We start from the raw sequence: 14,950 nt of genomic DNA on the forward strand, positions 1-14,950 counted from the left end.
GAATGGGCTTGCATTCCACTTTTTCCATTCGAAACGTCAGAAATTGGGAGTGCTGGTGCCGTGGAGCGTTTACCCGCGACCGTTTTCTCCAACCGCGATTCCGGGGATCCGGGACATTGAATAAATCCATCAGACAGCCGGCAACGAGCGGGTTCCCGTCGTCCGGCCTTTCGGCGGAAGACGGGAACCCGATAGGTGACAGCTCTGCCAACGGCAGAACAGCCTAGGCGGCCTGAGCAAGCCTTCTCAGTTTGGCGGTTGCCGTCTCCGGGCTTTCACCATAGGCAATCGTGCCCCTGAAAACGCCCTTCCGGTCAATCAGAAACACCGAAGCAGTGTGATCCATCGTGTAATCACCGTCATCGGTTGGTATCCTCGCTGCATAGACATGCCATGCAGCGACCACTCTAGCGATTTCATCAGGATCCCCGGTAATACCGGTGACCCGATCTGTAAAAGCCTCCGCGTAGCCTTTCATGATCTCGGGCGTATCACGTTCAGGATCGACCGAGATGAAGAACGCCTGCAGGTCGCGCCCTTCTTCACCGAGCGCATCGAACCAACCGGCCATTTCATAAAGCGTTGTTGGGCAGACTTCCGGACAGCGGGTAAAGCCAAAGAAGACGAGCGTCGGCTTGCCCTCAAAGGCGGCCTGGGTGATCGGTGCGCCGTTCTGGTCCACAAGCGCGAAATCGGTTCCGAGTTTCATTCCCGACGTCAGCGACTGCTGCGTGCCGCGGACAGAATATTGAAAGCCCAGGAAGCCGACGCAGAGCAGGAAAAGGGCGGCAGCAGCCGCCCATATCCCGGTTTTCAAGCCAAATCGCGGCATGGTTCAGCCGCCCTGCTTCATATTGCCATGATCCATCTTGCCGTGGTCCATCGACCCATGACCGTCGCTTTTCATGTCATCCTGCATCGCCTTCATGTCCTGAACCTTGAAGTCGAGCTCGATGGTACCGGCTTTCTCGAAGGTGAGCGTGACGTTGCGGCTTTCGCCATTCTTGAACTGGCTGTCGATGCCGATGAACATGACGTGGTAGCCGCCGGGTTTGAGAACAACTTCACCACCGGCCGGGATTTCGAGACCATCGGCGAGCTGGCGCATTTTCATGACTTCGCCATCCATGGACATTTCGTGCACTTCCACCCGTTCTGCGAAGGTAGCCTCGCCCGAAAGCAAGCGGTCGGGCTCGTTGCCGGTGTTGCGAATGGTCATGTAACCGCCGGACACCGGGGCGTTGGGCGGCGTTGCACGGGCAAAAGGGTGCTCGATTTCGAGCGAACCCAGCTTGTAGTCGTGGGCCGACACCACGGCGGTTGAAAGACCGAGAATGGCAGCGGAGAGAAGAATGGCAATGCGGTTCATGAGTGTTGCTTTCTGATTGAATGCCCGGAACGGGCGAGGCTTGATCAAGATGGAAAGACGCTTCGAGAAGCGGTTCCGGTAAGCGGGTAAAGGGGTGATGGCGCAGGCATGGACAAAGCGGTCCGACCGGCAAGCGTCCGGGATAAGCTCATGTCCCGCGACAATTGCAGGAGTGGGCTGTCCGTTCGGCGAGTTCAGGCGCTGAAGCGAGGGGGGCCGCGAGGAGAAGCGTTTTCACGCAAGAATGGCCGCGTTGAACTGACGTCCTGGGGGAGCGTCAGTTCCGCAGCCGCGCTCAGTCGGATGACCACATAGCCGTCAAAGGGGGACGGCAAATCAACCGAAGAGACAATGCGGCAGGCTTCGCAATGACTGGAGACAGAATGGTGGCCATCTTCTCCGCCATCCAGGCAGAGGTCGGGAAGAGTCCCATCGGGCAGAACATAGTCCGCGATATCGACGCCGGCATAGGCTGCAGCTCCAGCAGGCAAGGTGAGCGGCTGGTGGGCGAAGGCGACAAGCAGCAGCGACAGTGCGCACAACATGCGCACCAGTCCCGATCTGCTCAATAAACGCCGCTTGCCGATCATGTCACGATTACGCCCTTGGCCCGATGTTCGATCTTTCGAAGGATTATACGCCCGTCGCAGGGCTCGCAAGCCCTTCACATGGTCTGCGTCAAGATGCGCGAGCGCCTGCATCCCCTCCCACCTTTCGCCGGAGGTCTAGCTCTGCCTAAGCGCCAGACAGCCATTTGCCAGCGCTGGCAACACCAGCCAGGCACCGGCGCCATAGAGCGAGCTCCCCGCCTGATTACCAGTCATGTTGACGACCACAGTGTGGTTGCCGGTACGCAGGATTCGCGCCTCTTCCGGCATGTTTTCGACAATGGAGCGCTCGGGACCTATTGCCAGATAATTGTCGGAGACCGGCAGGAACCGGGCTGAGGCGGCCATAGTCAGAAACCAGACCAACAGGATCGCGACCAGCATTGCAATGTGGTTCGCGATGGCTCGGGCAGTCAATCCAGAATGGATATGTGTGTCAGAAGTCATCTGCAGGCATTATCATCTTCATTGGGTAAATGCCGCCACAATGATCGCTTCCAATCGGTTTTATGCCATGGTTTGCGCTTGGCTAGAGGCTGCACACGACACGGCACCCTGCACCAGTCGAGTGCTCGCGGCGCGATAGTTGACATTCCCCCAGCTGTAACCCTTAGGGTCATTTGATGATGCAATATAATTGCGCCTTCCGAAAGCTCGATTGGACCAGATGACCCGTCTCCCCGAATTCACGTTGATCGTGTTTTCCTTCCTGCTCCATTTCGTCTGGGAGTTCTGGCAGGCGCCAACTTACGCCGGAATGACCGATCTCAACCATTGGGATGGCATCAAGCTCTGCACCTCTGCCACCTTTGGAGATGTCGGCTTTGCCCTGACTGCGTTCTGGATCACCAGCGCCGCGGCACGATCCCGATACTGGTTTGCAGCGCCTAAGGCCTGGCAAACGCTTCTGTTCCTGGCGGTTGGCATCGCGCTGACTGTCAGCTTTGAATATTACTACACCACCATTTCCATGCGCTGGACCTACTCCGATCTCATGCCACTGGTGCCGCCGTTTGGCACGGGACTGAGCCCGCTTCTACAATGGATTTTCATACCGCTGGCAGTGCTGTGGTTGATGCGCAGACAGGTGCCGGCAGAGCGCCTCGACTGAAAACGCGAGCGCCCCTGAGCGGGTGTTGGCAGCGGGAAGCTCGGGCTTCCCGCTGCCCTGTTTGTGGAGACTACTTCAGCTCTGTCACGGTCAGCTTGCCCTTGACCCGGTCGGCGACGAATTCGATTGTGTCGCCTTCCTTCATCCGCTCAAGCATTGCCTCGTCTGCCGTGCGAAACACCATGGTCATGGCCGGCATCTCGAGATTGGCAAGTTCCTCATGGATGATGGTGACCTTTCCGGCCTTCATGTCGACTTTCTTGACCACGCCTTTGGTGTAGTCGGCGGCCAGGGATGCGGACATGCCGGCAAGCCCGATCACAGTGGCGATCATAATTGTTGCGAGTTTCTGCATTGGATTTCCTTCTTGTTTTGGGACTGGCTTCAAGTGCTCATTTGCCGGCGACGGTGATGTCACCCTTCATGCCGGATTCGTAATGACCGGGAATCAGGCAGGCGAATTCGAAGGTTCCGGTCTTGGAAAATGTCCAGATGATCTCGCCATCGGCACCCTCCACCAGCCGGATCGCATTCGGATCGTCGTGTTCCATTTCCGGGAACTTCGCCATCAGCGCCTTGTGCTCTTCGTTGTTGTGGTGGGTATCGAGCACAAACTCGTGCTCAAGTTCGCCGGCATTCTTGATGGCGAAGCGAATGGTCTCGCCATTCTTCACCTCAAGGAGGGCCGGTTCAAAGAGCATCCGGCCATCGTCCGTTTCGGACATGCTGACCATGATTGTCCGCGACACAGACGAGGCATCGCCTGGCTTGCCAACGTCCATTTCATCATGATGCCCGCCGGCATGAGTGCCGGAAGCGAAAGCCGGTGCTGCGAGCAACACGAGGGCCAGAGCGGTTCCTGTTATCAGTTTCATTGGGTTTTCCTTTTTGGGTAAAGAGTTTTGGGGCTGATAGTGGCTAACCTTTGCCGCCCTCAGGTTTTGGGGTGATCGTTGTCCTGGCGTCCGCGGCCTTGGCGAAATCGGGGAGTTCTCCGGTCCACTCATAGGCCTCGGTCCCGGGCGGATTTTCGTACCAGCCGGGGTCGCTGTAATCGCCGGCGGAGATGCCTTCGCGGACTTTGACGACAGAGAACATGCCGCCCATTTCGATTGGTCCGTGCGGCCCCCATCCGGCCATCATCGGCACGGTGTTGTCGGGGAGTTCCATCGACATTTCGCCCATGTCGGCCATGCCGGCAGTTCCCATCGGCATATATTCGGGCTGAACCGTCCGGATCTTCTTTGTCAGCGCGGACTTGTCGACCCCGATAAAGGTCGGCACGTCATGCCCCATGGCGTTCATGGTGTGGTGCGACTTGTGACAGTGGATGGCCCAGTCACCCAGGTACTTGGCGTCGAATTCATAGGCCCGCATCGCGCCCACCGGAATATCGATCGACACTTCCGGCCACCGGGCTTCCGGCCTGACCCATCCGCCATCGGTGCAGGTCACCTCGAAATCATAGCCATGCATGTGGATCGGGTGGTTGGTCATGGTCAGGTTGCCCACCCGCACCCGGACCCGATCGTTTTTCGACACCACCAGCGGATCGATATCGGGAAAGACACGGCTGTTCCATGTCCACAGATTGAACTCGGTCATGGTCATGATCTTCGGAACATAGGAGCCGGGATCGATGTCGAAGGCGTTGAGCATGATCAGGAAGTCGCGATCAACCGGCATGAAGGCCGGATCCTTCGGATGAACGATGAAGAAGCCCATCATTCCCATCGCCATCTGCACCATTTCGTCGGCGTGCGGGTGGTACATGAAGGTCCCGGATTTCACCAGATCGAACTCATAGATGAATGTCTTGCCTGGAGGGATATGGGGTTGCGAGAGGCCACCGACGCCATCCATGCCTGATGGCAAGATCATCCCGTGCCAGTGCACTGTTGTGTGCTCGGGCAATTTGTTGGTGACGTAGATCCGCACCCGGTCGCCCTCGACGGCTTCTATGGTCGGGCCGATGGATTGACCATTATATCCCCACAGGTAAGCGGTCATTCCCTCCGCGAGTTCACGTTCCACCGGTTCGGCAACGAGGTGAAACTCCTTGACCCCGTTGTTCATGCGGAATGGCAAGGTCCAGCCGTTGAGCGTGACCACCGGATTGTAGTCCGGTCCGGTTGAGGGCATCAGCGGCGCCTGGGTCAACGGGCTTTCCATCAGTGCCGCATCGGGCAAACCCATATTCGTTGTCTTCGACCAGGCGGTCGAGGAAACGAGTGCCGCTCCGGCTGCACTTGCACCGAGCAATTGGCGTCTGTTCATCATGGTCTTTTCCTTTCCGGAGGATTAGTGGCCGCCGCCGGCATCGCCGACAGATGGAGCCGAGCCGCTGCCGCCGGTGCCCGCACCGCCGCCATAAATCGCAGCGGACAGATTGATATCGGCAAGCCAGAACTCGCGTTTGGCGTTGATCGCCAGCAGCAAAGTTCCAACCTTGGCCCGTGTGTCGGCGAGGAGTTCGAAGGTGTTGGAGATCATGCCATTATAGGTCAGCAGCGATTCCTCCTCGATTGTCGTGCGCAACGGCACCACGGAGTTGAGGTAGTGCCGTGCGATCTCGTGGGTCGCGCTGTAGGCGGTGTACGCCGAGCGCGCCTCGGAGCGGACGTTGACGGCCTTTTCGGCAAGCTGATTTGCCGCCTGCATGTAGCCGAGTTCGGCCTTGCGCCGACGGGCCTTGCCGCTGTCGAAGATCGGGATCACGAACTCCAGCTCAAGCTGTGGCGTGACGACCGTTTTCCGGGTCTTGGTTTCCTCCAGATTGCCACTGACAATCTCGTATTCAGTCTCGATCTCGCGCTCGGCTTCGACTCCCGAAATGATCTCCAAATCCGTGACAAACCGTGTGGCATTGCTCAGGCCATAGCTCTTGGCAACAGCCTCAAGCTCGAGTTTTGCAACGCGCAGATCGACCCGGTTCTCAAGCGCTTCCTGCTCGATCCGGTCTTTCCTGATGACCCCGCGCGGCAGCTTTGGTAGTTTGTCAGGAACATAATAATCGACCTCGCTTCCCCACAGGCCCATGATCCGGGTGAGCTCTTCCTTCGCCAGCCGTGACGCCAGACGAGCTTCGGCCATCTGTCCCGTCAACTCAGCATTGAAAGCGTGTTCTCGCGCCTGCCCGGACTTTGCGAGCGCTCCGCTTTCACCCAGCTTCTGGGCCAGTTCAGAGGCAGCGTCTGCGGCGACCCTGGCTTGATTGAGATAGGCCACCGTCTCGAACGCCGAAACTGTATTGACCCAGGCCCTCCGCGTATCGTTGGCGACCTTGAGAGTGGCGTCGACCGCGCGCATCTGTGCCTGTCTGAACCGGGTGTCGGCGATGTCGACGCGTGCCCGCCGCGTTGTCATTGAAAGGATATTGGCTGCGATCATGCCTTCGATGGCGCGATAAGCCCCAAGCTCGGGCGCACCGATGCCAAGCAGACCGATGGAGACCTTCGGATTTTCGGGCAGGCTTTGCTGCCAGGCTTCGGCAGCATTCATGCCGATGTCGGCGTAGGCCGCCTGAAGTCCGCGGTTGTTCAGAAGCGCCACCTGAACTGCAGTGTCGGCATTGATCGACTTCTTGTGCACCAGGGCGTGGACCCGATCTGATATCGCCCTTGCCTGATCGTTGCTCTGGATCCAGACGGCATCCTTGCCACCCGTGTCCATCGAAACGGACGCCGCGACGGTGCCGAACCCGGCATCCCTTGCCGAAAAGCCCGCTATCTCCTGGTCGCTGACACAGCCGGTCAGAAACAAGGCAGCGGACGAAGCGACAGCGATGCGCCTTGACCTCCTGGACAAGCTCATGAGCCCGCACCAGGCGCCTGGCTGTCGTTCTGCTGTCGCCAGGGCTTCGGTTCTACTGGAACGCGATGGGCGTATCCGTCGAGAACGGTGTGAGAGCGGATCTTGCGAATGCCCGCGCCGGGATCAGCCGGCGAACTGACCGGCATGACATCGGCAGGCCCGCTCGCCGAGGCACAGCCGGCAAGCGCCAACGGCATTGCTGCCGCCAAGAGAAAACGAAACATGATTGTCCTACTGCGATAGAGAGTGTGATCAGCCGATCGGAATCGGCACGGTGCCCAGCAATGGGGCAGTCACACTTCAGGCGCGTGGAGGACGGTCCGGCAAAGCCATGGCCATGACGTCAAAACCGAGCATTGGCTCAATTTCGAAACTATCTGCAACAAATACTGCAGCTCTCTCGGGCTCAGGCGAGCAAATGGCAAAGGAACAGGAAACCGGGCAGCACTGGTCCGACGTGGCATGATGGTTTTGAGGATGCGAATCCTGATCGGCAACATGGTGAACATCACCCGCCTGATGATGGCTCATCATCGAATGCTCAGTCGGCGCTTGTTCAGTTGCGTGATGCACGTCATTAGCAACTGCGCCAGATCCAGCCATCATCGCAGCATGCAGGGCACCAGGCACGATGCTCGCAAAAACAAGCATCATCACCAGAAACAAATGCCCGCGGCCGGGTAGATGGCGAATGGATTTCTTCATCGCGAACAGTGTTGCCCCAACCGTCTGGCCAATACAATGGCTGAAACATTCACAAACGGGTGAGAACTCTTGTGGTGTCGCTGCGCCAACCTTGAAGTCAAATTCAATACACCCCATTGGCGCGCTGGATTTCGCGCACGTAGAAAACGATCTTGTCGAGTTCAGGGTCGGTGATCCCCTCGACCGGCGGCATGTCTCCGAATTGCCAATGGTGTGCGCGCACTCCGTTCCTGGCGGCCAGATGGAAGGACATGTCGCCATGATGGTTTGGCTCATAGATCTTGTGGATCAACGGCGGTGCGATACCGTCCTGTCCAGCAGCGTTCTTGCCGTGGCAGGAGGCGCATGAGCGATTGAACAACTGCTCGCCTTCCTGAGCGACCGGCGACAATTCGGGCACAAGAACGGACGCCATAGCAGCACCTGTGGGGGCTGGAACCGGTGCCTGAAGACGCAGATAGACGAAGAATGCAGCAGCCAACAGGACGACGGCGATCAGCAGGTTGCGCTTGTTCAAGCGTGCACTCCCCGGGAGATTTCGTTGATGATCGGGCAGTCGGGCCGATTGTCGCCATGACAGTCATCCGCCAAGGTCTTGAGCGTGCTGCGCAGGGATTTGAGTTCCTTGAGCTTGCGGTCGATTTCGCGGATCTTGTCCACCGCCAGCGCCTTCACATCCGAACTGGCGCGATCCTTGTCTTCGTAAAGCGACAGAAGCGAGCGGCATTCATCAATGCTGAAGCCGAGGCTTCTCGAGCGTTGTATGAAGGCCAGACGATGAACATCCTTGCCGCCGTAGTCTCGATAGCCATTGCCGGCGCGGGCCGGCTTTATGAGGCCGATATCCTCGTAATACCGGATTGTCTTGGCCGGCAGGCCGGTGGCATCAGATGCCTCGCCAATATTCATCGTGCGACTCCCGAATTTGCAGCCATTGTGCACTTCTCATCGATTATAAAGGTTCCACTGGCAGGAAGGTCAAGCATCGAGCTTGACCGACCGCAGACGCAGCGCGTTGGTAATGACGGACACCGACGACAGGCTCATGGCAGCCGCCGCAATCATCGGCGACAGCAATGTGCCGGTGATCGGATAGAGCAGTCCGGCGGCAATCGGCACGCCGACGCTGTTGTAGGCAAAGGCGAAGAACAGGTTCTGCTTGATGTTGCGAATCGTCGCCTCGGAAAGCCTGCGCGCCCGGAGTATGCCGCCAAGGTCGCCTTTCAAAAGGGTGATCCCGGCACTCTCGACAGCCACATCTGCCCCGGTTCCCATGGCAATACCGACTTCGGCCGCGGCCAGTGCCGGGGCGTCGTTAACGCCGTCGCCTGCCATCGCGACCTTGTGTCCGGCCTTGTGCAACTCGTCGACCAGCGCCTTCTTGTCTTCCGGCAGAACGCCTGCGCGAACCTCGTCGATGCCCAGTTGTTTGGCCACGGCGCGGGCCGTGGTCTCGTTGTCGCCTGTGGCCATGATGATCTTGAGACCAGCTTCATGCAGCGCCTTGATGGCGTCGCGTGCGGTTGCCTTGATCGGGTCAGCTACTGCAATGATGCCAGCGAGTTTGCCATCGATGGCGACATACATTGCGGTCTTGCCTTCCGCGCGCAGCGCATCGGCCTGCTTGTCAGCTGCCTTGGCGTCGACACCGGCAAATTCCATCATCGCCGCGTTGCCCAGTGCAATGCTCTGCTCGCCTGAACGGCCCGAAACTCCCTTGCCGGTGACCGCTTCAAAATCAGAGACTGCTGCCGCTTCGATATCGCGGCCTGCAACACCTTCGACAATGGCTTCGGCCAAGGGGTGCTCCGATCCGGATTCGATGCCCCGCACAAGCGCCAGCATTTGCGCCTCTGCGATTTCTCCAAAGGTGACCACGTCGGTCAGGGTCGGCTTGCCTTCGGTCAGCGTGCCGGTCTTGTCTACGACCAGCACATCGACTTTTGCCATCCGTTCCAGCGCTTCGGCGTCCTTGATCAGAACGCCAGCTTGCGCGCCGCGTCCGGTCGCCGTCATGATCGACATCGGCGTCGCCAGCCCCAAGGCACAGGGGCAGGCAATGATCAGAACGGATACGGCGGATACAATCGCGAAGACAAAGGCCGGATCCGGGCCGATCAGCATCCAGATCACAAATGACAGAACGGCCGCGATGACGACCGCCGGGACGAAATAGGAGGCAACCCTGTCGGCAAGTCCCTGAATCGGCGCGCGGGACCGCTGGGCGGAGGACACCATGGCCACAATGCGTGCCAGCATGGTCTCATCGCCGACTTTCTCGGCTTCGATGATCAGCGAGCCGTTCTTGTTCAGTGTGCCGCCGGTGACATGGTCGCCTTCGGCCTTCTTCACGGCAAGCGGTTCGCCGGTGAGCATGCTTTCATCCACCGAGGTGTGCCCGTCGATGACGACAGAATCCACCGGTATGGCTTCACCGGGACGAACACGAAGTCGATCGCCCGAAACGATGTTTTCAAGCGGCGCATCATATTCGTCGCCGTCCGGGGTTATGCGGCGAGCGGTCTTGGGCGCCAGGTCGAGAAGCGCGCGGATGGCGTCGCCGGTTCGTTCCCGCGCCCGGAGCTCAAGCACCTGCCCGACAAAGACCAGCGCGACGATCACCACAGAGGCCTCGAAATAGACGGGCATATGACCGCCCGGCATCTGCAGCCCTGCGGGGAAGAGATGCGGAAGAAAGGTCGCGATCGTCGAATAGAGGTAGGCCGCGCCGACGCCGATCATGATCAGCGTCCACATGTTCAGGTTCCAGGTCCTGATCGAGGTCCAGCCACGATGGAAGAACGGGCGTGCGGCCCAAATGACGACAGGCGTCGCCAATGCGAACTCCAGATAGAGAGTGAGCGTTTCGCCCAGCCACTGTCGGATCGGAAGCCCCAGCATCGGCGCCATTGTCAGCACCAGCAGCGGGATGGCAGCGCCTGCGCTGACCCAGAGCCTGCGGGTGAAATCGACCAGTTCATGGTTGGGACCGTCGGAAACACCGTCCATCGGCTCAAGCGCCATGCCACAGATCGGACATGTCCCCGGCCCCTCCTGCACGATCTCGGGATCCATCGGGCAGGTGTATTTTGCATTTTTGGGCGCGGGTTTCTTCTTCCGCGCCTTGTTGCCGGAAAGATAGAAATACGGGTCGCGCTCGAACTTGTCATGGCAGCCGGTCGAGCAGAAATAAAAATTATCGCCCTTGTGGCTGAGCGTGGGCTTGCCCTTGTCGAGCGCCACGGTCATGCCGCAGACCGGATCCTTGACCTTGCCGTCAACAGGCACGGTCGCTGCCTTGAAGAGCGCGTCAGTGTCTACGGGCTTGTCTGGTTGATCGTGTTCATGGGTGTGATGGGGATGATCCATAAGGCAATCCTTTTCGAACTGAAATGACCGTAATCCTTCCAGTCAATGGAAGGTCAAGCGGCAATGCAGACAATCTGAAGAAAGCGGTAACCAGTGCGGGATCTTCAGCCCCACCGGCTTCCGATTGGCCAATTGCTGCTTGGCCATTTCGGCGGCACATATTAATGTCCGGAACGATTTGAAGTCCGGGCTGAGGGAAATTCAGCCCATCCCCGACAATTAAACCATCTGATTGCATCCATATTGGGACGCAAACTTCATTTACCTCCGATTTCGACCATTATTTCGCGAGAAGCCTCATGAACAAGATTACACGGAGATCCCTCCTCGCCGGTGCGGGCGCAGTGGCCGGCGCTGTGGGCTACGGGATCTGGGAGCGCCAGACGATTCCATCCGGATTGCCGTTCCCCAAACTGCAGAGCGCGGATGCCGGCACCATTCTAGATGACGCCAGCCTGCTCAATCCGACACCGGTCGCGCGCCATCTGACACTGTCGGAAGCTCCTGACACGAAGCTTCTGGCGGCGCTCAGGACCGAATTGTCGGACGCAAAATCGGCAGTGCGGGCGTTCTCGGCAAGTGCTGCGCGGCATTCGATGGGCGGGCAAAGCCTGCCGCGCGATGGCACCGCCGTGACGTTTGAGCAGAGCATGCTCGAACCGGATACCGCTGCTGGCACCTACCGCGTTGCGGCTGGCGTGCGCTGGAGCCAGGTGATTGCGGATCTCGACAGAATAGGCTTTTCGCCGAAGGTGATGCAGTCGAACAATGATTTCGGCGTGGCGAGCACCTTCGCGGTCAATGCCCATGGCTGGCCGGTGCCGCATAGCGCCTTTGGCAGCACGGTGCGTTCACTCAGGCTGATGCGGGCCGATGGCGAGGTGATCACCTGTTCGAGGACCGAGAATGCCGACCAATTCAATCTCGCCATGGGCGGCTACGGGCTCAATGGCGTGATCCTCGATCTCGATGTCGAGATGGTGAAGAATGAACGGCTGGTTCCGTCTTTCGAAACCATCGCCGCGACCGATTTCGGAACGAAATTCACCGAAGCGCTTGCTGCTGATCCGTCGATCAGCATGGCCTACGGGCGGCTGGACGTGACCATCGACGGCTTTTTTGACGAGGCGCTGATGATCACCTACCGCGCTTCCGAGGATCAGGCGGATCTGCCGGCAGCGTCCGGCTCAGGCTTCATGAGCAAGGTGTCGCGCGACATTTTCCGCAGGCAGCTCGGCTCGGACCGGGCCAAGCGGCTCAGGTGGTTCGTCGAGACCGAAGTCGGACCGCGATTGAACAGCGGCGGCGTAACCCGCAACAGCATGATCAACGAACCGGTGGTGACACTCGATGACCGCGACCCGGGCCGAACCGATATCCTGCATGAGTATTTCGTCTCCCCCGCGCGGTTCCACGAGTTCATTGCAGCCTGTCAGGATGTGATCCCTTCGTCCTATCAGGAGCTGCTCAACATCACGCTGCGCTATGTGGCGACTGACACCGACAGCGTGCTGACCTATGCCACCGAACCGCGAATTGCCGCAGTGATGCTGTTCTCGCAGGAAATGTCGGAGCGCGGTGAAGCCGACATGGAGCGCATGACTTCGGCCCTGATCGAGCGGACGCTTGCTATCGGCGGGACCTACTACCTGCCCTACCGGCTGCATGCGACCGACGCCCAATTCCAGCGCGGCTACACGCGTGCCCGTGAGTTCGTCGCGCGCAAGCGTGCTGCCGATCCCGACCTTGTGTTCCGCAACGCGTTGTGGGACCGCTACATGGCAAAGCTTTGAGAACAGGACCGAATTCATGATCACCTTACGCTCGATATCGGCTGTCTATGCCATCGTGCTGCTGGGGGCTGCGAGCCTCAACTACATTCCGGGCCTGACCGATTCGGAAGGCCGCGCCTTCGGCATCTTCGCGCTTGATATCTTTGACGACCTGCTGCATGTCGCCTCTGCGCTCTGGGCGGCGATCGCTGCCTGGCTGGGGCGTGGGGCTGCGCGAAAATTTCTCCTGTACTTTGGCATTCTCTATCTTGGCGACGGGCTGCTCGGGCTTGCCACCGGGTCGGGGTATCTGGATCTCGGGATCATCAATTACGGCGTGGTCGATCTCGATTTCGGCTTCAAGGTCCTCGCCAACCTGCCCCATATCGCGCTTGGCGGCATTGCGGTTCTCTCGGCTCTTCTGGTTGAGCGGAACAAAGGCGCATGAGGCGGCTCTGGCGTATTCTGAAATGGACTGCTTTGGCGCTGGTGCTGGGCGTTGTCGCCCTATTGTCGCCGGTTGCCTATGTCGAGAGCTTCTGTCGCGCGGATATGGCCTCGCAGGATTACCAGCCACTGATCACCGACCCGGCGTTTCAGCGAGCCGAGGCCAACAGCTACCTGACCTACCCCGAGTGGCACATCGTCTATGCCTATGAGGGGCTGGCCAAGACGCTGGAGACAACAGACGAATACGCCTTCGATTACAGTGCCAGCATTGCCGGTTTCTGGCGCTCGTTCTGCGCCCTGAACCAGGAAGCCAACCGCCATGGCGGCGGTGATTTCAACACCCGCGCCACCATCCATGTGATCGGTGTCAGCTATACGCTCGAGCTGGTGCTGAAGGCGGCTTACGAGGAAACCATCGGCCGGCTGTTTGCCGTGCTGCGCGGGCCCGAGAAAACACCGCAGGATCTTTATGCCGCGCGGATGGCGGCGGATTATGCAAAATTCCTGCAGCAGGTGCCCTGGTACAAATACGACTTCGAGACCGCCAAGGCGGAACTCTGGGCCGAGCCGGTGACATCGTTCCTGCGGGGTTGGGAACGGCGGCTGGCGCTTGGCGGCGAATTCAGCGCCAAGACCGCCTATGCCGGTGTGATAGCGTCCGCCGTCGAGGCCTCGGGCGTCGCCATCCTGCGGATTCGAAGCGTCGTGACCGGGCTTGATGCCACAGCACTTGGATCAATCGAAGGTGTTGATGTGGTCGGAACGACAGAGGACGGGATCGTCATCGAAACGCCGCGTTACCGCGTCTTCACCCATATTCTTGAAGCCATTGTCGAGAATGGAGGCACGATCATCGAGATCGCCGGCAATGACGACATCATGCTCTCAGCTGTGGGCTGGGATGACCCGGATATCAAGAGCCTCAACCACGGCTCGATCCTGGCGCGGATCCCGCGTGACGGCTATGACGGCAGCGCCCGCTGGCTGATCGGCCTCAAGGTGTCCGAGATCGGACCGGCAATAGCCGAGCTCAAGGACAATGTCCTCGAGCTCGAGCATATCTATGATTATTGAGCGAGACCAAGCGGCCCGGAGCTGATGACCGGGCCGTCACCCGGATTTCAGGGCTTGCGGGTCATCACATAGGTCTTGCGGACCTGCTCGTGGATGGTCCATTCGCCTTCCCAGCCGAGCGGCAGGACCAGAATATCTCCTGGGCCGATCTTGCGCTCGTCGCCACCCTGCTTGCCCACAACCGTCGCTGTGCCCGAAAGGATGTGGCAGATTTCCGAGGATTTGGTCCGGTCGGCGGAAAAGCGCCCTGGCGTGCATTCCCAAACGCCGATCTGCGTCACGCCATCGTCCGATGCCCAGAGCTGCTTCGCCGCTTCAACCTGACCTTCGGTGAAGGTTGTTGGCTTTGGTTTGAACTGCCCCAGATCCAGGTTTGAAAGGTCGCCGAAGCTTTTCAGATCAATCATTGCGTTTTCCTGATGCTAAATGTGACATTTGGCCTGAACTGATGTCGCCTGTTCGGACTGAACATCGAGCAGCAAGCCTTTGTTAAAACTACGAAATCAATTCCACTTGAGTTCGAGGTAAGACACTCGGGCAGGACAGTCAACAATGAAGTCGCCGACATGACCGTCCCGAACTGCTTCTGCCTCGCCGATCTGGCAGGAGAGCTTCAGATCCAGATCTTCAGGAAAGACGCCAATCTCCGTGGGCTATTGTCGGGATCAGCCTGGTTTTG

General features: G+C 59.1%; 18 protein-coding genes. 4 read left to right on the plus strand and 14 right to left on the minus strand.

Annotation, left to right across the window (positions count from 1 at the left end):
- Positions 1–223: 223 nt before the first annotated feature.
- The 4 genes from WNZ14_RS18015 to WNZ14_RS18030 form a co-directional block, all read right to left on the minus strand.
- Positions 224–832, minus strand: coding sequence for an SCO family protein (locus tag WNZ14_RS18015; RefSeq protein WP_342869994.1), 609 nt, complete (start codon positions 830–832; stop codon positions 224–226).
- Positions 833–835: 3 nt separating this feature from the next.
- The gene (locus WNZ14_RS18020) at positions 836–1,369 is read right to left on the minus strand and encodes a copper chaperone PCu(A)C (RefSeq protein ID WP_342869995.1); all 534 of its coding nucleotides are present in this window, start codon (positions 1,367–1,369) and stop codon (positions 836–838) included.
- A gap of 194 nt (positions 1,370–1,563) precedes the next feature.
- A complete protein-coding gene (locus WNZ14_RS18025) occupies positions 1,564–1,914 on the minus strand; it encodes a hypothetical protein (RefSeq protein ID WP_342869996.1) in 351 nt (116 codons plus the stop codon).
- A 180-nt stretch (positions 1,915–2,094) separates the two neighbouring features.
- The gene (locus WNZ14_RS18030; RefSeq protein WP_342869997.1) at positions 2,095–2,424 is read right to left on the minus strand and encodes a hypothetical protein; all 330 of its coding nucleotides are present in this window, start codon (positions 2,422–2,424) and stop codon (positions 2,095–2,097) included.
- Positions 2,425–2,644: 220 nt separating this feature from the next.
- Between WNZ14_RS18030 and WNZ14_RS18035 the strand changes: the two genes are divergently transcribed.
- Positions 2,645–3,088: a hypothetical protein gene (locus WNZ14_RS18035; protein ID WP_342869998.1), complete on the plus strand. Its 444-nt coding sequence runs from the start codon at positions 2,645–2,647 to the stop codon at positions 3,086–3,088.
- Between the two features lie 70 nt (positions 3,089–3,158).
- Here the strand turns inward: WNZ14_RS18035 and WNZ14_RS18040 are convergent, their stop codons facing one another.
- The 9 genes from WNZ14_RS18040 to WNZ14_RS18080 all read right to left on the minus strand — a co-directional run bounded on the left by WNZ14_RS18040 (position 3,159) and on the right by WNZ14_RS18080 (position 10,975).
- Complete coding sequence (locus tag WNZ14_RS18040; protein WP_342869999.1) at positions 3,159–3,443, minus strand: copper-binding protein; 285 nt, start codon at positions 3,441–3,443, stop codon at positions 3,159–3,161.
- Positions 3,444–3,480: 37 nt separating this feature from the next.
- Positions 3,481–3,963 carry a cupredoxin family protein gene (locus tag WNZ14_RS18045; RefSeq protein WP_342870000.1) on the minus strand — a complete coding sequence of 161 codons (483 nt, stop codon included), beginning with the start codon at positions 3,961–3,963 and terminating at the stop codon, positions 3,481–3,483.
- Between the two features lie 43 nt (positions 3,964–4,006).
- Positions 4,007–5,368 carry a copper oxidase gene (locus WNZ14_RS18050; protein ID WP_342870001.1) on the minus strand — a complete coding sequence of 454 codons (1,362 nt, stop codon included), beginning with the start codon at positions 5,366–5,368 and terminating at the stop codon, positions 4,007–4,009.
- Positions 5,369–5,389: 21 nt separating this feature from the next.
- Complete coding sequence (locus tag WNZ14_RS18055; protein WP_342870002.1) at positions 5,390–6,901, minus strand: TolC family protein; 1,512 nt, start codon at positions 6,899–6,901, stop codon at positions 5,390–5,392.
- Complete coding sequence (locus WNZ14_RS18060) at positions 6,898–7,125, minus strand: hypothetical protein (protein WP_342870003.1); 228 nt, start codon at positions 7,123–7,125, stop codon at positions 6,898–6,900. The genes WNZ14_RS18055 and WNZ14_RS18060 overlap by 4 nt, the downstream gene beginning before the upstream one ends.
- Positions 7,126–7,201: 76 nt before the next feature.
- Complete coding sequence (locus WNZ14_RS18065; RefSeq protein WP_342870004.1) at positions 7,202–7,723, minus strand: hypothetical protein; 522 nt, start codon at positions 7,721–7,723, stop codon at positions 7,202–7,204.
- Positions 7,710–8,123, minus strand: coding sequence for a c-type cytochrome (locus tag WNZ14_RS18070; protein WP_342870005.1), 414 nt, complete (start codon positions 8,121–8,123; stop codon positions 7,710–7,712). The genes WNZ14_RS18065 and WNZ14_RS18070 overlap by 14 nt, the downstream gene beginning before the upstream one ends.
- Positions 8,120–8,515, minus strand: coding sequence for a Cu(I)-responsive transcriptional regulator (gene cueR, locus WNZ14_RS18075; RefSeq protein WP_342870006.1), 396 nt, complete (start codon positions 8,513–8,515; stop codon positions 8,120–8,122). Before cueR ends, WNZ14_RS18070 begins: the two co-directional genes overlap by 4 nt.
- Before the next feature lie 69 nt (positions 8,516–8,584).
- On the minus strand, positions 8,585–10,975 hold the full coding sequence (locus WNZ14_RS18080; RefSeq protein WP_342870007.1) for a heavy metal translocating P-type ATPase: 2,391 nt from the start codon (positions 10,973–10,975) through the stop codon (positions 8,585–8,587).
- 299 nt (positions 10,976–11,274) lie between these two features.
- Here WNZ14_RS18080 and WNZ14_RS18085 point away from each other — a divergent pair, with 299 nt between their 5' ends.
- The 3 genes from WNZ14_RS18085 to WNZ14_RS18095 are packed head-to-tail and all read left to right on the plus strand — an operon-like array spanning position 11,275 to position 14,271.
- The gene (locus WNZ14_RS18085; protein ID WP_342870008.1) at positions 11,275–12,768 is read left to right on the plus strand and encodes an FAD-binding oxidoreductase; all 1,494 of its coding nucleotides are present in this window, start codon (positions 11,275–11,277) and stop codon (positions 12,766–12,768) included.
- 16 nt (positions 12,769–12,784) lie between these two features.
- A complete protein-coding gene (locus tag WNZ14_RS18090; protein ID WP_342870009.1) occupies positions 12,785–13,195 on the plus strand; it encodes a hypothetical protein in 411 nt (136 codons plus the stop codon).
- On the plus strand, positions 13,192–14,271 hold the full coding sequence (locus tag WNZ14_RS18095) for a hypothetical protein (RefSeq protein WP_342870010.1): 1,080 nt from the start codon (positions 13,192–13,194) through the stop codon (positions 14,269–14,271). The genes WNZ14_RS18090 and WNZ14_RS18095 overlap by 4 nt, the downstream gene beginning before the upstream one ends.
- Before the next feature lie 47 nt (positions 14,272–14,318).
- Here WNZ14_RS18095 and WNZ14_RS18100 read toward each other — a convergent pair whose 3' ends face one another.
- On the minus strand, positions 14,319–14,678 hold the full coding sequence (locus WNZ14_RS18100) for a cupin domain-containing protein (protein ID WP_342870011.1): 360 nt from the start codon (positions 14,676–14,678) through the stop codon (positions 14,319–14,321).
- Positions 14,679–14,950: the final 272 nt, after the last annotated feature.

The sequence above is a fragment of the Hoeflea sp. AS60 genome (genome assembly GCF_038900115.1).
Taxonomy (GTDB): domain Bacteria; phylum Pseudomonadota; class Alphaproteobacteria; order Rhizobiales; family Rhizobiaceae; genus Hoeflea.